The organism is Vibrio sp. 704 (genome assembly GCF_033339295.1).
The window spans coordinates 307161-332496 of sequence record NZ_JAWOUH010000003.1 but is presented as its reverse complement, the minus strand read 5'-3'; the positions used below and the strand labels follow the sequence as shown (position 1 = coordinate 332496).

Below are 25336 nucleotides of genomic sequence, written 5' to 3'. Positions count from 1 at the left end.
TTTTATGTCTCATCCAAACAAAACTAAACGCAATGCTTAGAGCCAACGACGAACATGGTTTTTATAATCCACATACTCTTCACCAAACAATCGCTCTAAAACGCGTTCCTCAGGCTTGATTTGAAACCGATTCATATAACTGACAAATATCACGCCACAAAGCACCACACTCAAGTGCTGCCACCACAAACCAGTTGCTATGATTAGAAGCAATAATGCCGTGTACATAGGGTTGCGTGAAAAGGCAAACACACCAGTTCTTACAACAGAAGATGCCGCTTCAGGTTTTACTGGGTTCACTGTGGTTTTTACTTTGCGAAATTCATACACGCCAGCAATGCTCATGTAGCCAGACAACAAAGTTAATACACCTACTACAAATTCAACAAAGGGGACTCGAATGTTCATGCTCGGCGTCAAAACTTTAAGTCCGTACATCAAAAGTATGACTAGCAAAAACACCGCAACAGGTGGGACTTTGAGTTCAAGTTTTCTCAAGATTCATATCCTTTGAAAGGGTCTAAGTACGGTTTCTAAAAAGCCCAGTAAAACTGGGCTTGATTTAGTCCGATTACAACAAAGTTAACAATGCCTGAACGGGATGCTTGGGCTTCGTTCCTTCAAAGCGTTTCACTTGGCTGCGGCAAGAATAGCCTGTAATCAAACATCTCTCGTTATCCAACTTATCTAAGCTTGGCTTCCAGCTTAAATTGTAAATATCTTTCGACATCGACAACTTATCAACCTCATGACCAAACGTACCCGCCATACCACAACAACCAACAGGTACCGTATTCAAAACTGCACCAAAGTGAGCAAAAATAGCGCCCCACTCTTTTTCCGCATTTGGCATTTTGGTTTTTTCAGTACAGTGCGCAAACAGATACCAAGGTTCCTGCGCCTTATGCTCTCCGCTTTCAAACGCTTCTAGTCTTGGGTAAAGCCATTCGTGGGCTGTTAGTACATCGAAATTACCTCGCTTACTGCCAAGCACTTCAGCGTATTCATCTCGATAACACAGCACCAATGCAGGGTCGACACCAACTAATGGGATATCCAAATCCGCTACCATCGCCAAGAACTTCGCTGTGTCGGCTGCTGTGTCCTTAAACTGACGTAAAAACCCTTTAATGTGTTGTGCTTTACCATTCGGCTTAAACGGCAGAAGTACCGGATGCATACCCAGCTTTTTCAATAACTTAACGAAGTCTTCAACGACATCAGCGTCGTAGTAGCTAGTGAATGGGTCTTGAACAATTAAAACATGCTTGCTCTTTTCAGACGAAGACAAACCACTGAGCGCTTGCAGATCATAAGGCGTTGTCAGCGACTCTACTCGTTGTTTCAAGGTGGGTACTGATAACAACGGCGCATCGACATACCCGACCGTAGATGCCGTTAAACTTTTCACCCACGACTGCTTCAAAACACCATTTACGACACCTGGCGCTTTCGCCATCATCGGCAGCATAGTCTCAATGTTGGCAACCAGATAGTCTTTTGCAGGACGTTGGTAACGAGAGTGATAGATGTTTAAAAAGCGCGAGCGAAAGCTCGGAACATCGACTTTAATCGGACACTGACTCGCACACGCTTTACACGCCAAACAACCATTCATCGCTTCATACACTTCGTGAGAGAAGTCATACTCGTGACGACGATTGATAGAATGACGTACACGGTCAATCATGGTTTTGATTGATGTTCTGTTTTCTAGCGTTTGCTTTTCTAAGTCAAGGATATCAATGCCTTGTTCAGTGAGCTGACGCAACCACTCGCGAACCAAACCCGCACGACCTTTCGGTGAATGACGACGATCGGCTGTTACTTTCATCGATGGACACATTGGCGAGCTAGTATCGTAGTTAAAACACAAACCGTTACCGTTACATTCCATCGCTTGTTTAAAGCTGTCACGTACTTGAACGTCAATCTGACGGTCATAGTAACCACGTTTGGTATCGGTAACTTTGACAAGCTCTGCATCACTATCCAGCGGTGTACAGATTTTGCCCGGGTTCATTTTGTTGTGTGGATCGAATGCCGCTTTCACACGTCTCAGTTCAGTAAACAACTCGTCGCCGAAAAACTCAGGGCCATATTCTGAACGGAAACCTTTGCCGTGTTCACCCCACATCAAACCACCGTATTTCGCCACCAGCTTGACCACTTCATCAGACACTTCGTGCATCAATGCTTCTTGGTGCGGGTCACACAAATCCAACGCAGGACGTACGTGAAGCACCCCAGCATCGACGTGACCAAACATGCCGTAATTCAGAGACTTGCTGTCTAACAGCTCTCGAAACTCTACAATAAAGTCCGCCAGGTTTTCTGGTGGCACACAGGTATCTTCAGCGAATGCGACCGGTTTAGCACGACCTTTTGCTGCGCCTAACAAACCCACCGCTTTTTTACGCATGTTGTAAATACGCCCAATGCTCGCTACATCATTACAAACTTGGTAGCCGATAATGCCCGCTTCTTCTGTTTCCAACATGGTATCGAGCTTGGCGGTCAACGCTGCAACCTGAGCAGCAACTTCCTCTTCGTCCTGACCTGCGTATTCCACCATATTGATGCCAAGCATCTCTTTATTTGGAACATCGGTAAGTAAATCGCTCACGGTGTGCCAAACGATATCTTGCTTCGCGAGATTAAGCACTTTTGAGTCAACGGTTTCTACAGACAGCGCTTTCGCCTCTACCATAAACGGTGCATTACGCAGTGCAGAATCAAAGCTGTTGTATTTAACGTTAACCAAAGTACGTGCTTTCGGAATTGGCGTCAGGTTAAGCTTTGCTTCGGTAATAAATGCCAATGAACCTTCCGCGCCGCACAGTACTCGTGTGATATCGAAACGGTCGTCGTCTTCATTCAAGGCATTTTTTAAATCGTAGCCCGTTAAAAATCGGTTAAGAGGAGGAAACTTATCTACGATCTGCTGGCGTTTTTCACGACATACGGATTCCGTTACTCGTAGCGCCTTGGCAGCAAACTCGCCTTCTTTTGGGTAGCCGTTGGACAGATCTGATTCTAAAACTGAGCCATCAGCAAACACCGCTTGTAGCGACAAAACATGATCGGATGTTTTCCCGTATTTCAGAGAACCTTGACCAGAAGCATCGGTGTTGACCATGCCGCCAATCGTTGCACGGTTACTGGTAGATAAGTCTGGAGAGAAGAAGTAGCCATAAGGGCGAACTGCGTCATTTAACTGGTCTTTCACTACACCAGTTTGTACACGAACCCAGCCTTCTTTCTCATTAATCTCAAGCACTTTGTTCATGTGGCGAGACATATCCACCACAATACCTTTGGTTAGCGACTGACCATTGGTCCCCGTGCCGCCACCACGAGGTGAAAAGGTAATTCGTTCGTACTTTTCTTTATTGCTCAGTTTCCCGAGGAGAGAAACATCTTCTGTCGTTTTGGGATGAACGACAGACTGAGGAAGTTGCTGGTAAACACTGTTGTCAGTGGCAACCGCTAGTCGACTTGAATATTGGCTTTCGATATCACCAGTGAATCCGGCGTGCTCAAGCTCTTTCAGAAAACTAAGAACAAGAGGATCGACATCAGTTTGCGAGTGTAATCTTGGTAACATTTGCTTCCTGCCCCTACGACGCTGATCCGATCAGCTGCGGGTTGTGTAATTATTTGCTCACTTCTCATACAAATTGGCGCTAAGCGAAAAAACACCACAAAAGAGTTAGTGAAGTAATATTCTTTGAATTTCGTCACTTTACAACATTTAAAAAGACGAGCAAATCAGAATCTCGATACAATAATTAAACTTATGCTTTATTTTTTCACGCTTGATGCCTTACATTGGGGAACGAATCGCGTTTCTAGATGAGTTTTCAGAATGAAAAAAAATAAAATTGTGACCACTGAAGATATCCTTCTCAAACTTTGCCAGTCTGTTTCTGGCGTACTTACTTCGGCGACATCTTCTCAAGTAAATTATTCAGCAATGGTGCAAAAAATCCACAAGACTAGCCTCAAACCAGATTTTGGCTGTTTTGTTCTGTTTGATGGCGGATTTACCGGGCTAGTTGTGATTAATTTTACGGCAAAAGCCGCACTGGAGATCTACACCAACTACATGCGTAATATGGGCATGCCAGAAGAAGAACTGGCAATATCTCATACTTCTGACGAGGTAGGCGATGTTCTGGGTGAACTCATGAATCAACTGGTCGGAGACTTCACTAATAAAATTCGTAAAGACCTGCAAACGAACATCACACAAAACCAACCAAAAATGCTGGCGCTGAATAAGCAAGTTATCTTACAAGTTGATACCAACCTTGACCGCCCTCAAGCGCGCAGAGTGACGTTCTCCACCGAAAACAACAATATTTTCTATCTCGAGCTAGCAATGGATAAAACTGAGTTCATCCAACTGGAAGAGTTTGAAGTTGCTGAAGACGAAAACCCAGACGACATTTTAGAAGCAACACGTAAACAGTTGGCTGAGAAAGAATCTAAATCGTCGGGATCAAACGATGATGCCGATGACTTGCTCAACCAGCTCGGGTTGTAATTCTAACGAATCTTAATGAAGAATGGCTTCTTAGACACAAGTACGGCTTCATACTGATTACGACGAACTAAAACGCCAGCCTCGCTTAATGCGAGGCTTCTTTTTATGTGCAGAAATTATCTTCAGTCCCACCTTGTATTTCGTTTTTATGTCAAAAAAGGTAATATATCTGACTTCATAAATTTTCTGCTTTCGTTACTGGTTGTCGATGGATAAACAAAAAGCTCTGAAAAAAATCGCCAAGTGCTTAGAACTGGGCAATTCCGCTAATGTTAATGAGGCTGCCAATGCTATCAAAATGGCACATCGCCTCATGCTTAAATATGGTCTCGATAAAGACGATATTGAGTTCATCAGAATGGGAAAAACACAATCTTCTCATCTGCTACCAGCGAACATCAGTTCTACCATATTGCGAGTGATTCGCGGCATTAACACAAAATTCGGTGTCGAAGCAGTATTGTTGAATCACAAAGGGCTCAAACGTGTCGAATTTATCGGTGAAGCAGATCGCGCTATTTTTGCTGCATTTGCTTTCGATATTGTTTATCGCGAGATGAACGAAAGTACCGGACAATTCCGAAACAGCTTTGCTGGCACCGGCACCTCTTCTCAGGAAGTGACTCGCCGTGTGAACTCATTTGTATCTGGCTGGGTGGAAGGCGCGATTGAAAAATTGCCAATTATTTCTCCAGATGAAGAGTCGGCCAATAAAATTAATGACTATATTGATAAAGAATTCCAAAACATTGACCGCGAAACGTTCAAGAAGCAATTGAAAGAAGCGATGAAAAACCTAACTGAAGACTACGAAGTGGGCTTAAAGAAAGGTAGAAAGGTTTCAGTTAACCGTGGAGTGGGCGGCGAACAAGCACGCAAAATGTTGGGCGATTCATCGAAATAGCCAGAATAGTAAAGGATTCACATAAGCAGCAATGACTTCGATGTCGATGGGGCTTACTTTGAGAGCTTTGGCAGTATTGATAGGAATTTTCTTACAGAAACTCTTATCAATCTTACTTTCTCATAACAAATATCAATGCTTGTTTATTCATAATTCGCATCCCATTATGAGGCATGGTTTCGCCTCAGTTTTATACGGAGATTTTCCCTTGAAAAAGATGCCTATTGCACTAGCTCTAGTGCTAGCTCTTACTGGCTGTCAAGCCACTCAACGCCAAAATGCAACAACGGGTGAATACGAAACTAACTCCACCACGCAAGGCGCGCTTATTGGTGCGATCGCTGGCGCAGCAATCGGCCTAGCAACGGGTGATGATGCTAAAGAACGTCGTCAGCATGCACTCATTGGTGCAGCCGCAGGCGGAGCGACTGGCGCTGGCGTTGGTTACTACTTTGACCAACAAGAAGCGGAATTACGTCGCGCTTTGCTAAACTCTGGCGTACAAGTTCAGCGTGTTGGTGAAAATCAGCTTTTACTGCGTATGGAAAACGGTATCGGCTTCTCTTCAAGCTCTTACCAGCTTGATGCTAGTATCCATAACACTCTACGCGGTGTTGCTCGCATCCTAGTTGAGTACCCAGATACCAGTCTCGTTATTGACGGTTACACGGATAGCACAGGTAGTGAGTCATACAACCAAACGTTGTCAGAGCGCCGTGCAGAGTCCGTACGTCAATTCCTAGTATCTCAAAACGTTGCACCTGGTCGTGCAATTGCACGCGGCTACGGCGAACGTAACCCAATTTGCTCAAACCAAACTTCTGAAGGTCGTGCGTGCAACCGTCGTGTTGAAATCCAGATCTTGCCACTGAAGTAATTTGGTTGCACCATAACGGTAATAATAAAAAATTACCGGAGCAGGCCTAACCATTATCGTTAGGCCTGACATATTAATGTCTGTCAAAACGTCTGCCCTACTCTGCTTATTTAGCCTCAGCTTTTCTGGCTACTCACTTGCCTCTCAAGCTCCAAATGACCCCATCGAACAATACGAGTACGCACAACAATTATTGGCATCAAACAAAGCTGAAGCCTCACCAGAAACGCGCTACTGGCTAGAGCAATCCGCCAACCAAGGTTACCTCCCTGCGCAAAAACAGCTCGCGAACGACTTTGCTAAAGGGATAAATGGCGAAAAAAATGAAACACAAGCGTTATATTGGCTAACCTCTATCGCACTCAATGACCCAACCGATCGTGGCTTTCTTCTCGCCGATTTTATTCAGCGCAATCCAGATAAGGTCACAACTGCTCAATTGACTGAAGCCTTGTATCAAATGGCTTCTCAGCATAATCCAGCAGCAGAACAAGCTTATAATCAACTGTTAGAGCAGCGCTTCAACCAACTGCGAGCTAAACAAGTCTCGCAAATAAAGTCGCTCGATAAAAAGGCTGAGCAAGCACAGGAAGAGAAAAGCACAGTTGCAAACCCCAAAGTAGAACACTCGCAGTTTTTATGGCTGATCTGGCTAGCGGCGATACTCATCATCAGCGGCTTAAGTTTTCTCGTAATCAAGAAACTTAAGCAGAATAGAAAAGCGCTTGAAGCCAAAGAGGAAAGCCAAAATCAACGAATGGCGAAAAAAATAAAAGAGCTAGAGTTTACGAACAAGCAACTGAAACGCCAGCTAGAGAAAGTATTCAAAGAATTTAAGAAATCCAAAACCCAGGCAGAGAACCATAAGCTAAGCGTCGCGTGTGCTATGTTTGGCTACACACCACAACACATCCCTGATTTACAAGCAATCAAGCTACGCTATAGACAGCTATCAAAGCTTTATCATCCTGACACAAGAGGCAGTGAAGAAGAAATGAAGCGACTCAATCATGCCTTTAAGCTCGTCTCACAAAATGTTACAAAACAGTAAAAATAGGTCAGGATACTTTGGCTAGCATGCTTTTAGACCTATATAATCAAGCGCCGCAATCGATCTCCCTCTCAAACAAATTAACAGACATTTAACTTAAGTCGCGCTTTTATGCCATAATGCCCGGCGCAAAATAGCACCTAACGACTCAAATTAATCTAGGTGGGGAGAAAATCAATGTTCACTGAAGAAGGCACCTGTGATTGGTGTAAAAAACCTAGCCTTGTAACTCGTCACGATTATTTAGATGGCAAGCACCACTACTCATGTAAAGCTTGCTACGATATGGCGAAAATCGACGTGCGCCTATTTAACCAAGGCGAATTACAAATGCGCGAACGCTTGCAACGAGCGAGCTAAGCAAGACGGAATCAACGGAACTGATTTTCAAAGGCGCCTTTTAAGGCGCTTTTTTGATCGGCCAAGCCCTATTTCCAATCTCTATCTCGTATTCCCTCCTATCTTACATAGCACGTCGCATCGGTTATCAGCCCTCTCCCACTGTATACAAACCATTGTCCGTGAAAAACACCTGTATATACAGTAGTAAACCCCTGTATGTCTCTCGTCCAGTTTTCTACTCACCTCACATTTTTAAATTGATGTTAGACATATCAAAAATGAAAAACAACCACATAAATTCAATTACTTAGAATCAAATCCTTTTATTTCCTTCTCAAAAAACCGCAAATAACTTTTGAGAAACTGGTTGATCAGGTCACCAAAACAAACTACTGTATACACATACAGCATGTATAAAGGAACAGTAAGATGCAGTTACAAAGTCAATCTCATACATACTCTCGTTACAACGTATTGGCACAAGCAACTAAGCCCATGGCCGTTTCGGATCAGCTTCTATCTAAGCTGGCTGTTTTATCGCAGCAGAAACAATGGATTTTGTTTACAGCAGACTGCCCTCGTCCAGACTTTGAACAACTCACTGCTTCTAATATTTGCTGTAAAAACGTTATTCAAATGAAGCCCTCTCAACAGCTTTCAGAAGTCGAGATCGTGATAAAAGCCATCCGATCAGGCAATGCCAGTGCTGTTGTCGCATCCAATAAAATTGCACTTATGAATCAATCTATGTTGCGCGACATGGCGCAGCGCTATCAGTGTGAAGTCTTTTTCGTCGAAGGCAGAGTTAATAAGTACCACTAATAAGTTCGACGTTATCCATCCTGCATCTCGCCTCCTTTTTAAGGGGGCTTTTTTTGTATTAAAGAAAACAGGCAAACGTTTGCTTTTTCTCTGGCGAGTTAAAATAGTTCTGGTATGATGCCCACATTCGATTTATTCAGCGCCCACATTTTGCTGAATATCTTCTCTTTCTGACGTTTGATTAAGATGATAGGAATGTCGCAATGAGCCTTGCTAATCAAGTACTTGCCGTCAATGACGACCTGCCAATTCGCACCCATAAACCCGTTCATAGTGGAAAAGTTCGTTCAGTTTACTGGTTAACTGAAGAAGACAGCGCCCGACTGATCAAAGAAAAAGGATACAATGTCGCTCCAGATGCGCCTTTGGCTATCATGGTGATTAGCGACCGAATCTCTGCATTCGATTGTATTTGGCATGCTGAAGGTGGTCTTAATGGTGTCCCGGGTAAAGGGGCTGCGCTTAATGCGATTTCTAATCACTGGTTCAAACTGTTCAAAGAAAATGGCTTAGCAGATAGCCATATTCTAGACATTCCTCACCCTTTTGTTTGGATTGTACAAAAAGCCAAACCGGTAAAAATCGAAGCCATCTGCCGCAAATACATCACGGGTTCGATGTGGCGCGCTTACGCAAATGGCGAGCGCGAGTTTTGTGGAATCCAACTTCCTGAAGGGTTAGAAAAAGACAAAGCACTGCCAGAGTTGCTAATGACCCCATCCACAAAAGGCATTCTAAAAGGCATTCCCGGTGTGCCAGAAGCGGATGACGTGAATATTACTCGTCAAAACATCGTAGACAACTACGAAGCATTTAACTTCTCAAGCGCTGACGATATCGCACTCTACGAAAAATTGCTGAAAGAAGGCTTTAACGTTATCAGCCAAGCGTTAGAAGAAATCGACCAAATCTTTGTCGATACCAAATTCGAATTTGGTTATGTTCATGATGCTGCTGGCAATGAAAAGCTGATTTACATGGATGAAGTGGGTACACCAGACTCGTCTCGTATATGGGATGCTAAAGAGTACCAAGCAGGTCACATCGTAGAGAACTCAAAAGAAGGTTTCCGCCAGTTCCTACTTAACCACTTCCCTGACCCAGATATCTTGCTAAACAAAGAACGTATGCCTGAGCGCGAAGCTCTCGCTCGTGATAATGCTTTGCCCGTCGAATCTTTGATGGCGATTTCGAGCACCTACATTGGTATTGCCGAGAAGATTACAGGCAAGCCGATTCATTTGAGTGAGAATCCGAAAGCGGAAATCATCGAAGTTCTGAGCAAAGAATACGGATTGATTGACTAGCACTGTCGCTAGATTGCTAAATGCTTTCCAATAAAAAGTCCGCACTAGCTTGCGGACTTTTTTCGTATTAGGCTCAGTTTAGCCGATATTTAACGTAGTGCCATCTGTTGTAGAGGCTGACTTGGTCGTCACCTGATATGTTTTGTCTTTAATCGTTGATACGAAATACCAGGTCGACTCTGCCTTGTCGGGCGTAAAAGTAACGCGCATAAAGCCACGCTGTTTGATGTCTGCCCACTGTAATTCTGACACTAAGTGCGGCAGCGTGTATTCCATTTGAGCGATCGCAACAGGGTCTAACGCGAGGTAGGCCTCTAACCCAGGGGAACTCACAGAGCTAGTCGCAAACTCTACCCCGATAGGATGCTTAGATACGTCTTTAAGCTCACTTGCCCATGCGTTGTGCGTATCTCCTGCCAAACAGACAAAGTTACCACTGCTGGCTTTGGCCAGTTGATAAACGTTCTCTCGCTCAACGTAGTAACCATCCCATGCATCTAGGTTATATGGCAAAGCAATGGTATCTAAACTTGGGTCAGAGAGATAACCCGTAATCGCAGAGTTTACTGCTAATAACGCCTCTGTTTTTTGTTCTTCAGTGGCAGTAAACAATTGAAACATCGCGGTCATAACCGAACTTGGCAACTCCATACGAGACATTAACACTTGTTGCCCTAGCACATTCCAAGTTGCGTCGTGCGTACTGAACGCATCCATCAGCCAAGCGAGTTGGTCACCGCCTAACAGCTCTCGGTCTTGACTGCGCGACTGAGCAACTAAACCGCCAATCGCTTCCATCGTTGGTGAGCTGAGCGAGAAATAATCCAACGGTTTATCACGCCCCACAAGTCGCGTGTCGAGCATCATCAAATTGACTAAACTTCCAAACGAAAACTGACGGTAAATCAGCATGTTTGAGAAAGTGTTTTCACGAACGGGCAACCATTCTGTCCACGCGGCAGCCGCAGCTGCACGACGATCATTAAAGCTGCCTTCCTCTTCTTGATGGTTTTCCGCACCATTTTTCCAACTATCATTTGCAAGCTCATGGTCATCCCAGACTGCAATCATTGGTAGGCTCGCATGTAACGCTTGCAGATCAGCATCTTGGCGATATTGCGCATACCGTTTTCGGTAATCATCTAAGGTAATGCATTCAGTGCCTTTGCTTGGCTCTCGCCCTAGTGCCTCAGCATCTTCACTAGCGTAGCCACCAGCCCCATACTCATAAATGTAATCACCGAGATGAAGTACCACATCAAACGGTTCTTGCTCATGTTGATTTAAGATCTCTCGATACACATGGAAATAACCAGCAGGATAGTTTGCACAAGAAACAACGGCCATGGATGCCTTTTCTACACCACCCTCTGGTAATGTTTGAGTTTGCCCGACTTCGCTAGTGACATCTCCAACCATGAATCGATAGTAATAGTGAGAATTTGCGTTGAGGTTTTGAACATCAACTTTTACCGTAAAATCTCGGCTCGTATCTGTAGCGAAAGTGCCACTTTGCACGATATCAGTAAAATTTTCATTAGAAGAAACTTGCCAGCTTACATCTGCGTAGCTTGCTGAGGTCGTAACTCGAGTCCAAATGATTACTTGTGTTTGAGTAGGATCTCCACTCGCCACTCCGTGCTCAAAGGTAACCGCAGCAGATTCACTAGCATCGCTACCACAGCCCACCAGCCCGGTAACAATCGCCGTTGAAGAGGCAGCTTTCATAAAGTCTCGACGAGACAAAGACATATTGACTTCCTTTCTTATTGTGTTTGTTTTTATGCCCAAATGACGTGGTGACTCGATCATCCTTGTATGCCAATAAGGGACGTTAATTCGAACTTACAGTACCAACCACTTAGTCGGTAATTTGTCCTAAAAACACAAAGTTAGAAGCTAGTTATGACAATTGCATTTCCAAACGTTACATTTTTGTTAATTTAAGTGCAAATACTCTATATTCATCACATTTCCTAAGACCTGCGACAAAAACCTCAAAATAAAAAGCGACCTACTTTGAGGTCGCTTTTCATTGCACTATTGTTAAGTGGTACATCGATGAAGTGGAAATGTTCAGCCTAAAACTTGATGTTAAGGACATCTTGTTCTGACGTATCCACCTTCAACTGACTGCGAGATTCTATGTACTCGATTTGCTGAACATCGAGCGAATATGGCATAACGACTCGCAATTCATTGATCCCTTCATGTTTAGCTAGCTGGGTTAAGCGGACCAAATTGGATTCATCACTTTTACGAGAAGACATCGATTTTAATGCGGCATCCCACAACCGATCTTCAGGCTTGCTCAATTCCGCAATGTTCTGTTTCCACATCAAACCGAAAATAGGCGCGATGGTGGCAAATGCCTCTAAAAAGGTCCATTTCTTACTACCTGTCGCTCCTAAAAAGCTAGTGTAGTCGAATTCAATGCACGTCTTTCCTTGTTGATCCATTCTATGCCCCCGACACTCGAAAATGAGATATACCAAATATCGTTCAACTGTTTTGATATAGCAATGGGATATAAAACATTCGTCTTTTATGCCCTAATTTACATACAAAAGGAAATATTAAAACCAGCTTTGTAACAACTGATGTACAGCTTCGCCATATATAAGCATTCAATTGATTAATATTTCAATTAAGAAACTAAAAACAACACACAAGTAACGCTATCAATATGAAATAATTATAGATTCACCAAGAAAATATCAATTCTTGTCACAACGTCATCCGCCGACCTACTTCACATCAATCACTCGACTGGCCTTTTTATACTGTATCTTCCAACCAGCCCAGCGTGGCAGCTCCCAACGCTTCGGGTCTCCCTTACGGTTTCCCTCTCGATAAACGACCTGTACCAGCTTGCGAGACGCGTAATACTCAACATCCAGTTGGAGTTCTGGCAGCGAAAGTTCTAAAGGGTACTGCTCCGTGAAATCGTCGTATTCCCATTCTGGAACACCGTTAAATGTTAAGTCTTCCGGTTCAAATAACGCCATATCATCGACATTTTCAACGCCTAATGTTTCCAACTGATCCTTTAACCAGCTAGAAAATGTCAAGGAGGCCAAGTCGTTAACCTCTTCTCCTTCGACATTAAGGCCCAATGCGTTGTAGAGTTTCCAGTGTTGGATTTGTTGTTTTCTTTGAGAAGCAAAACCTGGTAACAGTGTCTCGTCTTCTATCATTTCGACAATAGACTGAACAGCAACATCACCTTGTAACGCTTGGTGTTCAGAACAGACTGTTCGCCCGGCGTAGACCAAATGCATTGTTGCTCTTGGCGTCTCTTCTTCATAATTCGTCTCACCTTGTCGCCACTCCCCAAATTCAAGTTCGCGTAACAACGTCAGCGGGATAGGCATCATAACCGATGCGAGGTTTAGTGTTTGCTTAACGCCTCGTCCTGGCACGCTATGGCTATCTAGCACGATTGCCGCTTCTTCTTTGTCAGGAAAGCGGCTGTTACGCCCAACCAGCATCTCGACTACGCCATTTCCTAGAGCATCCCTTCGACGAGCTCGTCGGACAAACACAAGCTCAGGGTGCAATGAGGCGATGGAGAAAAAGAGCGCTTCACGTTTATATCGAGAGGCAACGTCAAGTTCCGGTAATTCAAATACTTCTCGCATTTGTTTCGCTAAACCTTGTGCCTCTTCGAGTGCGCTGGCATCAATGACAATGCCCGGAAGTCGCTCCCCTCGAACCAAACGGATCAGCAAAGAGGCATCACATCCGTATGGCTCCTCTTGAGATAGAAGCTCAGCAACTTCACCACTTTGTCGCTGATAGAGCTGCGCAGGCACAGATAAGGCGGCAGCCAAATCAATCATTGCTTCCTTCTCTGGCTTCGCTTGAATTCTGGTAACGAGATCGGCAAACAGTGCATCAATAGGTAGTGGATATACTTTTCTCCCGTGCTGCGTGACATTGCCATCCTCATCAATCGCTTCCATGGATAACAACGTCGAATGAGATGCCTCTAGCGACTTTGGGGGAATTGAGTCGAGAAAATCGAGTGTTGAGAGACGGTACCCACAACAAGCCGCTGCCAGCATGGGCTCGACGAGCTCTTCTCTGTGTAATTCTGGAGGTGTCACCAACTCTAAAGGCGCGTGCTCACCATATAGACGAATACAAGCCCCTTCGGTAACGCGACCTGCTCGCCCCATTCGCTGCGCGGCACTGGCCTTAGAAATGTTGGTTAATGTCAGTGCTGTACGTCCATTTCGTTGTACAGTTCTGCGCTCTAAACCACTATCGATTACCACACGGATATTAGGAATGGTCAGAGAGGTTTCCGCGACGTTGGTTGCCAATACGACTTTCCGTTGCTTTTGTACCGTCAGCGCACGATGTCGTTCTTCATCACTGACCGAGGCATGAAGTTTAACCACCATGACATCGCCGCAACTTTGTAGCATCTGAGCACATTGGGTGATCTCTTTGCGTCCTGGGAGAAAAACAAGAATATCGCCACCTTCATCTTCCAGTGCTTCTTTTACCGCTCCGACAACCTCCTGTTCACATCCCTTTTTGTTCGGTAAATAGCGGCTGTCTGTGGAACGATGTGTCACCGTGACTGGAAAACAACGTCCCTCCGAACGCAGACGCTTAGCATTCAGGTAACGAGCAAGCTTTTCGCCTTCTAAGGTAGCGGAAGTGACGATCAATCGATGTTGATTTCCTTGCTTCAAAATGGCGGTTAATAGATCAATATCCCAGCGTCGCTCGTGAAATTCGTCCACTATCACGACATCAAAGTCTGCTAGCTTGTTTTCCGAAAACCAACGCAGTGCAACCCCCGGAGTGACAAATACAACTTCGGTTTTTTCATCAAAGTAGGCATGAAGCTTGATCGCGTAACCGACTTTGCGACCTATTGGCTCTCCTGATTGCTCCGCAAGAAATTCAGCCAGCGAGGTACAAGCAATTCGACGTGGTTCAATAACCAGAACGCGTCCGTGTTTTGCCGCCCACATGGGCAAGCGGGTAGATTTACCCGACCCGGTTTCGGCTTCCACCACCAGATGGTTAAGGCTTACATGATGGTCAAACTCGGCTTGCAGGCTGTCGATAGGTAGTTGAAACATAGAAATTGGATTTGATTTGATTTGATGATGCAAAACATTATACCCAAGTAAAAAAATCCTGCTTTAGGTATCTCTAAACAACCAATATTGCCGATATTTTCGTCGGTATCTGAATTTTTTTGCGACATTACATTGATGTGCATCAACGCATGTTTACAACTAAATAGTGAACCCGTTAAAATTTGGTGCGCATCCTTCAACCCTACATAAGGCACCCAATGAACAACGATAAACGCCCACTATATATTCCATATGCGGGTCCGGCTCTTTTAGCAACCCCTCTTTTGAACAAAGGCAGTGCATTCTCTGCTGAAGAACGTAGTTCATTCAACTTAGAAGGTCTGCTTCCAGAGTCGACCGAAACTATCCAAGAGCAGGTGGAACGTGCCTACCAGCAATACAAAAGTTTCGAAAGCGATATGGATAAGCACATTTATCTGCGTAACATCCAAGACACCAACGAAACATTGTATTACCGCCTAGTGCAAAATCACATTTCTGAGATGATGCCTATCATCTACACGCCGACTGTTGGCGCAGCATGTGAAAACTTCTCTAACATTTACCGTCGTGGTCGTGGTCTGTTCATTTCATACCCGAACCGTGACCGTATTGACGACTTGCTGAACAACGCAGCAAACCACAACGTTAAAGTGATTGTTGTGACAGATGGCGAACGTATCCTTGGCTTGGGTGACCAAGGTATCGGCGGTATGGGTATTCCTATCGGTAAACTATCACTATATACCGCGTGTGGTGGTATCAGCCCTGCTTACACGCTACCAATCGTGCTTGATGTGGGTACCAATAACCCGCAACGCTTAGCTGATCCGATGTACATGGGTTGGCGTCATCCTCGTATTACGGGTGCAGAATACGATGCATTTGTAGAAGAGTTTATCCAAGCGGTACAGCGCCGTTGGCCTGATGCTTTGATCCAGTTCGAAGACTTTGCTCAGAAAAATGCGATGCCTCTTCTAGAGCGTTACAAAGACCGCGTGTGTTGCTTCAATGATGATATTCAGGGTACTGCAGCTGTTACTGTTGGTTCTCTACTTGCAGCTTGTAAAGCAGCAGGAACTCAGCTTTCTAAACAACGTATTACCTTCCTAGGGGCAGGGTCTGCTGGTTGTGGTATCGCAGAAGCGATCATCGCACAAATGGTATCGGAAGGAATTTCTGACGAGCAAGCTCGCTCACAAGTTTACATGGTTGACCGTTGGGGTCTGTTACAAGAAGGCATGCCTAACCTTCTTGATTTCCAACAACGCTTGGTGCAAAAGCATACCAATACGAAAGAGTGGGAAAATGAAGGAAATGGCTTCTCACTACTCGATGTTATGCGTAACGCCAAGCCAACGGTACTAATTGGTGTTTCTGGTGCTCCTGGTCTATTTAGCCAAGAAGTCATCGAAGAAATGCATAAACACTGTAAGCGTCCGATTGTCTTCCCACTGTCGAACCCAACAAGCCGCGTGGAAGCGACACCGAACGACATCATTCGTTGGACAAATGGTGAAGCACTGGTTGCAACAGGTAGCCCATTTGAGCCAGTGGTTCATGAAGGTCGCACTTACCCTATTGCACAATGTAACAACAGCTACATCTTCCCAGGCATTGGCCTTGGTGTACTTGCTGTCAATGCAAAACGTGTCACTGACGAGATGCTAATGGAATCAAGTCGCGCGCTAGCAACATGTTCTCCTCTAGCAATCAACGGTCGTGGTGCACTACTTCCACCACTGGAAGAAATCCACTTAGTATCGAAAAAAATCGCATTTGCCGTTGGTAAAAAGGCAATTGAACAAGGTGTCGCATTAGAAATTACTGATGAAGCATTGAACGTGGCAATTGAACAGTCGTTCTGGCAACCTGTTTACCGCCGCTACAAACGCACTGCGTTCTAAGCTTGAGACAATTCGTTTAATAATTAGCCCCTACCATGTAGGGGCTTTTATTTTTTTATCATCCTAACCAGATTTTGGCATAAATGGGCTTCTCTCTTTTTGTTTCTATCAGATATGATGAGAACTACATTTTTAGTTAAGGATATAAAACGTTTTGTTGTTTTCTCGCATAAGATCAAAGTGGAAGCTGAAATTTTCCTGGAAGCGATTTGCTTTGATTTTGTCGATCTCTGCACTTAGTCTGCTTGTTTCTGTTATTGCCATCGACCGATGGGTGGTTTTACAAGCCAAAGAGAGCATTTTCACTGAATACGAGCAAATCCCTCAACATGAGGTTGCCGTAGTTCTTGGTACCAGTAAGTACATCGGAAAGATCCTCAACACTTACTACACTCATCGCATTAATGCGGCGATTGAGCTTTACAACCAAGGCAAAGTAAAACAGTTTTTATTGAGTGGTGATAACGCCCACCGTTCATACAACGAACCGTGGACAATGAAACGCGACTTACTTAAAGCAGGCGTGCCTGAAGAAGTGATTCACCTTGATTATGCTGGCTTTCGTACCTTAGATTCGATTGTACGAGCGAAAAAAATTTTTGCTTCGGAGCGATTTCTGATTGTGACTCAGCGCTTTCACTGTGAACGCGCACTGTTCATCGCTGATGCTTACAGCATTGATGCGCAATGTCTCGCGGTAGCAGGGCCGACGGCCAACAAGCAAAAAACATCGATGCGTGTTCGAGAACTGCTAGCCCGTGTGAAAGCGTTTTTAGACCTGTACATTATCAATACGCAGCCTAAGTTTCTTGGCCCTCAAGAACCTATCGTCGCAGTAAAAGAGCCAAATAAAGCAGCTAACGAGCCTCTTCAAGTCCCCGTCGAATAGAGGAATAACGTGGCTCACAAGCCTAGTAACATTTCTATAAAACAAATGGGTAGTTTTCTACCCATTTCCAATTCTCAACATCACACTTTCTAATTTGCTCTACGATTCAGGCAAAACTCTTTTTCGCATTCAAAGTAACATTTCATCAATAAATAACTACAAGTCAGTTACTTTGCCATAAAAAAACCGACAAAAGGCAATGCAAAAGGAGCACTACCCATGACCGCACTCGCTGTGACATTGAAGAATTGGTTCTTCACTCGCAACAGCATGATTTTGAACGCGAATATCCTATTGTTCATTATCTTGTTTAATACCTTACCCTTTGAACCACAAGTAGTAACCGGCCTGAGCATCTTAGTTTTTGTTGCTATTCTGTGGCTAACCGAAGCGATTCACGTCAGCATTACCGCGCTGCTCATACCACTACTTGCGGTATTTTTGGGTGTGTTCAACACTCAAACCGCACTGAATAACTTTTCCAACTCCATCATTTTTCTATTTTTGGGTGGTTTTGCACTAGCTGCGGCTCTACATAAACAAAAGTTAGATCAAGCTATTGCAGATAAAGTACTATTGCTGGCAAGAGGAAAAATGTCTGTCGCTGTATTCATGCTATTTGGTGTGAGTGCTGGCCTGTCAATGTGGATTTCAAACACCGCCACCGCCGCGATGATGTTACCGCTTGTGCTGGGTGTGATGACAAAGCTAGACGCCAAGAAAAACCACAACACCTTTTTGTTTGTTCTACTCGGTATAGCTTACAGTGCTTCAATTGGTGGTATTGCAACACTGGTTGGTAGCCCACCAAACGCAATTGCAGCCGCTGAAGTTGGCCTAAGCTTCACTGAATGGATGAAGTTTGGTGTACCTATTTCCCTAGTATTAATGCCAATCGCTATCCTCGTATTGTACACGATGACTAAGCCTGACCTTAGCCACAAGTTTGACCTTGACCATCAACCAGTCGAATGGACAAACGGCAAAATGATTACGTTAGCGATTTTCTTACTGACCGTGACGTTGTGGATATTCAGTAAGCCTATTAACGCTATGCTGGGTGGCTTCGCGAAGTTCGATACTCTTGTAGCTATTGGCGCCATCCTTCTACTTGGTGCTTCTCGCGCCGTCGAGTGGAAAGATATCGAGAAAACAACCGACTGGGGTGTGTTAATCCTATTTGGTGGTGGTATCTGTTTGAGTAACGTCCTAAAAGCAACCGGAACAAGCGTATTTTTGGCTCATAGTTTGTCAGGCTTTCTTGAGCAAGCTGGTATTCTCTTAACGATTCTTGCAGTGGTTGCTTTTGTTGTCTTCTTGACTGAGTTTGCGAGTAACACCGCCAGTGCTGCGCTACTTGTCCCTGTATTTGCGACCATTGCAGAAGCCTTGGGTATGTCTCCGGTTATTCTTTCTGCACTGATTGCCGTCGCTGCATCTTGTGCATTTATGTTACCAGTTGCAACACCTCCAAACGCGATTGTGTTCGGTACGGGTCATATCAAGCAAAAAGAAATGATGCGAATTGGTTTCGTATTAAACATTGCCTGTATTGCTGCACTAACGCTTTTCGCTTGGTTGTTCTGGTAAAAATAGCAAGTTCGATTAGCACTACACTGCTGCTCACGGTAATCGTATCGATAACCCAAACTTCCCCCCTAAGTGGTGTTCAGCAGTTTCCCTCTTGGTGGCCAGTTGGCCACCTTTTTTCTTTCCTTTAAGTGAACGGCTATCAGGCTTGCTTCTTTTCGCAAGCAAGTAAACCATAATGAGCTTCCACTCGGTTGCGACCATTGCGCTTCGCCTGATACAACACTTCGTCAGCTCTCGCCATGGTTTCTGAGACGCGTTCATTCTGCATTTGGGCAACGCCAATACTGCAAGTTAATGATTCACCGTGCACCCACAAATGATCCTCCACATTTTTGCGAATCATTTCTGCCTTCTCTAACGCTTGTTCAATATTGGTATCAGGGCAAAATACGACAAACTCTTCGCCGCCCCAACGAACGAGTCGATCGTCTGAGTAAATAGAAGTCGCTACCACCATGACAAATTCGCGCAATATGTCATCCCCCATTTGGTGCCCAAATTTGTCGTTCACCTTTTTAAACTTATCCAAGTCCAAATAGAGAATACTGAAGGTGTTATGCCCCCAGCGAACCTGACGAGATTGTTGTTCCAGCCAGTGTTGCACAGCATATCGGTTCATCGCGCCCGTCAAAGCATCTCGATGCGCTAACTCTGCAAACTCATAGTTTTGAGCTCGCAAAGTATCATTAACCTTCTCCAAATGACGGTGACGCTTTTGTGCTTTTTCATAAGCCACTCTATTTTTTCGTAACTCATGCAGTGAAAACGCCAGTCCAAGCGCCATCCAAGAGAATAATAATGCATACAACAATGTTTCTTGCGCAAGGTAAGCGCCTTCAAACTCAATTTTATCAATCACAATTCTATGTTTACCAAGTGCCGCACCAGACCCAGTTGCAATATCAATACGTGTGATGTTTGAAAATTCAGGTGCAGAGTGTTCAATCGCGACTCCGTTATCTGCTAACCACCAGGTCATCACCTGAAGATTTTTAATCGGAATTTCGACAATATCGATCGAACCCGACGGAGAAAACTGCATGCCATTATATTTAATGGTGTACTCGTCGTCCGGTTTGGAATACTCAGAATTATAATTGCGAAGATACAAACGTAGGTCGTGGCTAGGGTTAGCCCCTATTCCTGCCTCTTCATATCGCACCTTCAATCGAATCGTATGGTAGTTGGAAAGGTCAATACCCTGTGTTGGCGTTGCTGAATCGGTATAAACCGAGATTCCGCAATAAGGCCAAGCATACGAGCTCTGCTTTAGTTCACAGCTAAGAACTAGGCTTTGCCGATCGTATGTGATATCAGCCTCACTCACACCTCCTTCACTGGCATCTTTAGTTGCATAGATATTGAAATGCTCAGGTGTAATGGTCAGCTTTCGCGTATCGCCAAGCACACTATAAAGGGCAACCAAACTGATAGTGCAAATAGAAAGAGCAAAGATAAAGTTATGGATCCACTTCATGGGCAAGTGACCTGCTGAGATTATACAATACGTGGGGTTCAATAATTTCAAAAAATGAAATCAAGGTGATTTATCAAGAAATAAAATCGCTTTTTCATTCAATTCTTAGTTTCGACACATAGTAACGGATTTTGAACCGTTATCACGTTTCAAAATTTCTAAAAAGTGCAGCCCAACTTCTATTTGCGAAGCATTTCACAGCCATAATTTTTAGCAAATAAAACACGATGCATAATAATTTAGTGCAAGACATTTACTTTAAAGCTCCTGTCAACCCTGCATCTCTTCTCCACTTCAGTATATACTGTGCAAAAACACAATAATGAGTAATGTCATGTCATTAATTGCAACTGGCACGCTAAACAAAATGCGTGCTTCTCTGGACGGTGCCGTCAACTACCGTCTTCCTGTCGGTGAGGAAGAGATCGACTTAACTCCGTTTCTGGGTAAAACGCTCACACTGACTCACACTGGCAATATTTTTTGTTGCTCATGTGGAAAGAAAACGAAAAAGAGTTATTCGCAAGGCCACTGTTTTGTATGCATGAAAAAGCTAGCAAGCTGCGACATGTGTATCATGAAGCCAGAGACCTGCCACTACGATCAAGGGACTTGTCGCGAACCACAATGGGGTGAAGAGAATTGCATGGTGGATCACTTTGTCTACCTGTCCAACACATCCAGCTTAAAAGTTGGTATTACTCGTCATACTCAAATCCCGACTCGTTGGATTGACCAAGGCGCGACTCAGGGCTTGCCAATTTTTAAAGTAAAAACTCGCCATATCTCCGGTTTAATTGAAGTTGAACTGGCGAAACATATCGCAGACAAGACCAATTGGCGCACACTGCTTAAAGGTGACGGTGAACCTATGGCATTGCAGGACCGTTTTGCTGAGCTATTGCCTTTAGTCGAAGAGAAAATTGCCGAGATAAAACAGCAATTCGGCGAAGATGCCATTGAAGTATTAAACGAAAGCATTACCGACCTTAGCTACCCGGTACAACAGCACCCAACGAAGATCACTTCGCATAACTTCGATAAAAACCCGGTTGTTACTGGCACTTTGCAAGGCATTAAAGGTCAATACCTCATCTTTGATACCGGCGTTATTAATGTAAGAAAATTCACTTCCTATGAAGTTGAAGTTGAAGTTAGTGCGTAATCGCTTGTAAAACGCGTTGATTCAAATAAAAACGAAAAAAGCTCGAGTTTGACTCGAGCTTTTGTTTTTCTATTAGGAAGAAATCGTTAGTTATGCGTCAAGGATGCTTTCTAGCACATCGAATAACATATCGACTTCTTCTATTGTGTTGTAATGCATACAACCAATTCGCACTACACCACCCGATTCTTCTAAACCAAGTTGACGAACTAAGCCCAACGCATAAAAGTGACCATTCCATACACAAATGTTATGTTCACCCAGTGTTTTCGCGATGAATTCTGGAGAATATCGGTCAAACGTTAGCGCAAAAGTTGGCGTGCGGAGTTGGCTATCTTCCTTTGCGATACCGAATAGATTGACACCATCTAATGCATTCAAACGCTGTAAGAAGCGCTCACTCAAGCGCTGCTCATGTTGTTCATACAGTTGGTAGCTTTGCTCCAATCGTTGGCGAAGAGGTAAACCGACTTCACCAAATTGAGCCAGATACTCAACCGCAGAAACGACACCAGCAAGACCTTCAAAACTTTGCGTTCCTGTTTCAAATCGACCAGGGCCTATATTAGTGGCAGGCTCGACTTTGTAAGGGCGAATACTGTGGAGCCACTGATCGGCTATGTAAGCAATACCAACGTGCGGTCCGAAAAACTTGTAAGCTGAGCAAGCTAAAAAGTCACAACCTAACGCTTGAACATCAACCAAATGATGAGGCGCATAATGGACGGCATCCACATAAACTTGTGCCCCAACATTGTGCGCCATGCTGACTACTTGCTGTACATCCACAATAGAACCCGTCGTGTTCGATGCATAAGTCACAGCGACAATGCGCGTTTTATCAGAAAGAAGGCGGCTTAAATGCTCCATATCAAGCGTACAATCTTCTTCGTTGATACGAACTTGATGAACCGTAACGCCTTTATCTTCTGCCGCTTGCTGCCAGCTGGATACATTTGAATAGTGATCCAAAGCGGAGACAATGATCTCATCTCCTGCTTGCCAATCTCGACTAATCGCGCGACTAAGCTGAAAGGTTAGTGAGGTCATATTGGCACCGAAGACAATATTGCCAGATGAAGGGGCATTAAGTAGAGCCTGAGCCGACTCACGCGCATTTTGCATTACGTCAACGGTCACTTGGCTAGAAAAATAATGCCCGCCTAAGTTAGCGTTGAAACGACCTAAATACCCAACCATGCTGTCTAGTACTGATTGAGGCACTTGTGAGCCACCTGGACCATCAAAAAACGTCACGGGCTTGTCGTTGTGGTATTGAGCCAACGCCGGAAATTGCTCTCTGATCTGATTAAGATTGAAGTTCATTACGCTTATCCGTAGCCGTGAGTACAAATACATCCATATGGCCCGCTTCGTCATCAATAACAGAGCGGATTGGGCACGCGTTATGCCACAGCTTGCTATCAGCCAAGATTGCGACCTCTCCGGTTTCTAGCACTTTACGGAAAAATGGGGCTTGGTTATGGCTGCTGTACAGCATGATGTCGCCACCGATGATGTTATGGCGTCCCACACCAACCATTGCAATGTGATCAAAACCGTCTTGGTGCACACCTTCAGGTGCTACTTGGGTTTCTTCTTCCAGTGCCCTGATACGGATTTGGTGAATTTCTATTTCTTGACCGTTTGGCAGATGATTCGCATTGACAAACAATTCACACATTTCTCGAAATCCATCGCTGGTAAGAATATCCTTCTCAATTGGCTCGAATTGTCTTACAACATCACCTTGAAATCGGTTGATATCAGAGGATTGAACAAAGCTATTTTTATTTAAGTCGATGACTTTGCCGTTATCAAAACCAACCACAGAATAACGTCGTAGTCGATACTGACCATCTGCATGTTCGGTACGAGGCAGTTCTTCAAACGATGGGGAAAGCTGCTCAATTGCTGCCATGCTGAGCTGTGTTAAATGTAGAGTATTCTCACGTGAATGTAACATCATTTGCTCCTTTAATGAGGCACATTAATTAACATTTAATTTACACACTAGGTTACGCAAATATTCTGCAATTACCAGCTTTTAACGTTGATAGCTTCAACAAAACGACGAAAACGACATAACAAACCAAATCAAACCACAAAAACAGAACCATGTTTCAGTTTTACGCTTTGACAATATTTGAAACTAGACTTCTCTACTACGAATAGAATTTTATGCTAGAAGTCAACGTTCTCTATCAATATTTAGTGGGTTCTAATCTATAACCAATTATTCGATCACAATCGTTGTTTATGCTTTTAAAGCACTAAGAATTTCCATACAATCGAGGGAAATGTTACGCCCTTTTTGGAGCCATAATGAGCGACGTAAAACACTGTAAATTATTAATTCTTGGTTCTGGTCCTGCAGGATACACAGCTGCCGTCTACGCAGCGCGTGCAAACTTAAACCCTGTGCTTGTGACGGGAATGCAACAAGGTGGTCAGCTAACCACCACAACTGAAGTTGAAAACTGGCCAGGCGATGCTGAGGGACTGACAGGACCAGCATTGATGGATCGCATGAAAGAACACGCCGAGCGTTTTGAAACTGAAATCGTATTTGATCACATCAATGAAGTAGATCTATCACAACGCCCATTTCGTTTAAAAGGCGACTCAGGTGAGTACACTTGTGATGCCTTAATCATATCTACCGGCGCATCAGCAAAATACCTTGGCCTTGAGTCTGAAGAAGCATTTAAAGGTCGCGGCGTTTCTGCTTGTGCAACCTGTGACGGTTTCTTCTACCGTAATCAGAAAGTTGCAGTTGTGGGCGGTGGTAACACGGCTGTTGAAGAAGCGCTATACCTATCTAACATTGCGTCAGAAGTTCACCTGATCCACCGCCGCGATTCATTCCGCGCAGAGAAGATCCTTGTGAAACGTCTGATGGATAAAGTTGAAAGCGGTAATATCGTTCTTCATACCGATCGCACTCTCGATGAAGTACTGGGTGACGATATGGGCGTAACGGGCGTCCGCATTAAAGACGTGAACAGCGGTGCGACAGAAGATATCGATGTAATGGGTGCATTCATCGCAATTGGCCACCAGCCAAACACACAAATCTTTGAAGGCCAAGTAGACATGAAAGATGGCTACATCATCGTTCAATCAGGTCTTGAAGGCAACGCAACACAAACTAGTATCGAAGGTGTATTTGCAGCTGGCGACGTAATGGACCACAACTACCGTCAAGCGATCACCTCTGCAGGTACAGGTTGTATGGCTGCATTAGATGCTGAACGTTTCTTAGACTCACTTGGTGACAAATAACTTTTCACATTTGTGTCATATCCTTAAAGCCCAGCGGTATTCCCGCTGGGTTTTCTTTTGTATACT

20 protein-coding genes are annotated in these 25336 nt (G+C 44.3%); 12 read left to right on the top strand and 8 right to left on the bottom strand.

Translation table 11 applies throughout. The annotated features are described in order from the left end of the window. Positions 1 to 36: 36 nt before the first annotated feature. Complete coding sequence (locus tag R7R24_RS07505) at positions 37 to 498, bottom strand: methyltransferase family protein (protein ID WP_054577918.1); 462 nt, start codon at positions 496 to 498, stop codon at positions 37 to 39. A 73-nt stretch (positions 499 to 571) separates the two neighbouring features. Then, positions 572 to 3607 (bottom strand): FAD-binding and (Fe-S)-binding domain-containing protein, encoded by a 3036-nt coding sequence (locus R7R24_RS07500; RefSeq protein ID WP_054577919.1) that lies wholly within the window; start codon positions 3605 to 3607, stop codon positions 572 to 574. A gap of 261 nt (positions 3608 to 3868) precedes the next feature. Between R7R24_RS07500 and R7R24_RS07495 the strand changes: the two genes are divergently transcribed. From R7R24_RS07495 to R7R24_RS07465, 7 genes are all read left to right on the top strand, one after another. Beyond that, positions 3869 to 4549 (top strand): DUF3334 family protein, encoded by a 681-nt coding sequence (locus tag R7R24_RS07495; protein WP_005388843.1) that lies wholly within the window; start codon positions 3869 to 3871, stop codon positions 4547 to 4549. A 208-nt stretch (positions 4550 to 4757) separates the two neighbouring features. Then, a complete protein-coding gene (locus R7R24_RS07490; RefSeq protein WP_005377954.1) occupies positions 4758 to 5453 on the top strand; it encodes a DUF2786 domain-containing protein in 696 nt (231 codons plus the stop codon). 217 nt (positions 5454 to 5670) lie between these two features. Then, a complete protein-coding gene (locus R7R24_RS07485) occupies positions 5671 to 6330 on the top strand; it encodes an OmpA family protein (protein WP_005377956.1) in 660 nt (219 codons plus the stop codon). Between the two features lie 76 nt (positions 6331 to 6406). Continuing rightward, complete coding sequence (locus tag R7R24_RS07480) at positions 6407 to 7381, top strand: molecular chaperone DnaJ (protein ID WP_054577920.1); 975 nt, start codon at positions 6407 to 6409, stop codon at positions 7379 to 7381. Positions 7382 to 7558: 177 nt separating this feature from the next. Then, entirely contained in the window at positions 7559 to 7741 is a 183-nt protein-coding gene (locus tag R7R24_RS07475) for a hypothetical protein (RefSeq protein ID WP_005377960.1), read from the top strand. A gap of 411 nt (positions 7742 to 8152) precedes the next feature. Then, on the top strand, positions 8153 to 8545 hold the full coding sequence (locus tag R7R24_RS07470) for a SulA-like leucine-rich domain-containing protein (protein WP_005377962.1): 393 nt from the start codon (positions 8153 to 8155) through the stop codon (positions 8543 to 8545). A 203-nt stretch (positions 8546 to 8748) separates the two neighbouring features. Then, entirely contained in the window at positions 8749 to 9852 is a 1104-nt protein-coding gene (locus tag R7R24_RS07465) for a phosphoribosylaminoimidazolesuccinocarboxamide synthase (RefSeq protein ID WP_033905133.1), read from the top strand. Positions 9853 to 9930: 78 nt separating this feature from the next. Here the strand turns inward: R7R24_RS07465 and R7R24_RS07460 are convergent, their stop codons facing one another. The 3 genes from R7R24_RS07460 to R7R24_RS07450 form a co-directional block, all read right to left on the bottom strand. After that, positions 9931 to 11604 (bottom strand): alkaline phosphatase D family protein, encoded by a 1674-nt coding sequence (locus R7R24_RS07460; RefSeq protein WP_054577921.1) that lies wholly within the window; start codon positions 11602 to 11604, stop codon positions 9931 to 9933. A gap of 329 nt (positions 11605 to 11933) precedes the next feature. Further along, the gene (locus R7R24_RS07455; protein WP_005377965.1) at positions 11934 to 12311 is read right to left on the bottom strand and encodes a hypothetical protein; all 378 of its coding nucleotides are present in this window, start codon (positions 12309 to 12311) and stop codon (positions 11934 to 11936) included. Positions 12312 to 12599: 288 nt separating this feature from the next. Next, a complete protein-coding gene (locus tag R7R24_RS07450) occupies positions 12600 to 14954 on the bottom strand; it encodes a helicase-related protein (protein ID WP_053306966.1) in 2355 nt (784 codons plus the stop codon). 218 nt (positions 14955 to 15172) lie between these two features. On the opposite strand from R7R24_RS07450, the gene R7R24_RS07445 reads away from it, so the two are divergent. From R7R24_RS07445 to R7R24_RS07435, 3 genes are all read left to right on the top strand, one after another. Beyond that, positions 15173 to 16861, top strand: coding sequence for an NAD-dependent malic enzyme (locus R7R24_RS07445; RefSeq protein ID WP_005377977.1), 1689 nt, complete (start codon positions 15173 to 15175; stop codon positions 16859 to 16861). A 154-nt stretch (positions 16862 to 17015) separates the two neighbouring features. Further along, the gene (locus R7R24_RS07440) at positions 17016 to 17750 is read left to right on the top strand and encodes a vancomycin high temperature exclusion protein (protein WP_005388862.1); all 735 of its coding nucleotides are present in this window, start codon (positions 17016 to 17018) and stop codon (positions 17748 to 17750) included. Positions 17751 to 17969: 219 nt separating this feature from the next. Continuing rightward, a complete protein-coding gene (locus R7R24_RS07435; protein WP_005377981.1) occupies positions 17970 to 19340 on the top strand; it encodes an SLC13 family permease in 1371 nt (456 codons plus the stop codon). Positions 19341 to 19482: 142 nt separating this feature from the next. On the opposite strand, the gene R7R24_RS07430 is transcribed toward R7R24_RS07435, so the two are convergent. Continuing rightward, positions 19483 to 20820, bottom strand: a complete 1338-nt coding sequence (locus R7R24_RS07430; protein ID WP_053306954.1) for a GGDEF domain-containing protein — start codon at positions 20818 to 20820, stop codon at positions 19483 to 19485. A gap of 334 nt (positions 20821 to 21154) precedes the next feature. Between R7R24_RS07430 and R7R24_RS07425 the strand changes: the two genes are divergently transcribed. Further along, on the top strand, positions 21155 to 21985 hold the full coding sequence (locus tag R7R24_RS07425; protein WP_053306955.1) for a DUF2797 domain-containing protein: 831 nt from the start codon (positions 21155 to 21157) through the stop codon (positions 21983 to 21985). Positions 21986 to 22075: 90 nt separating this feature from the next. Here R7R24_RS07425 and R7R24_RS07420 read toward each other — a convergent pair whose 3' ends face one another. Beyond that, entirely contained in the window at positions 22076 to 23311 is a 1236-nt protein-coding gene (locus R7R24_RS07420; RefSeq protein WP_053306956.1) for a cysteine desulfurase-like protein, read from the bottom strand. Continuing rightward, positions 23295 to 23951 carry a 2OG-Fe dioxygenase family protein gene (locus R7R24_RS07415; RefSeq protein ID WP_005377989.1) on the bottom strand — a complete coding sequence of 219 codons (657 nt, stop codon included), beginning with the start codon at positions 23949 to 23951 and terminating at the stop codon, positions 23295 to 23297. The genes R7R24_RS07420 and R7R24_RS07415 overlap by 17 nt, the downstream gene beginning before the upstream one ends. 359 nt (positions 23952 to 24310) lie before the next feature. Here R7R24_RS07415 and trxB point away from each other — a divergent pair, with 359 nt between their 5' ends. Then, positions 24311 to 25270 carry a thioredoxin-disulfide reductase gene (gene trxB / locus R7R24_RS07410; RefSeq protein WP_054577922.1) on the top strand — a complete coding sequence of 320 codons (960 nt, stop codon included), beginning with the start codon at positions 24311 to 24313 and terminating at the stop codon, positions 25268 to 25270. The last annotated feature ends 66 nt before the right edge of the window (positions 25271 to 25336 follow it).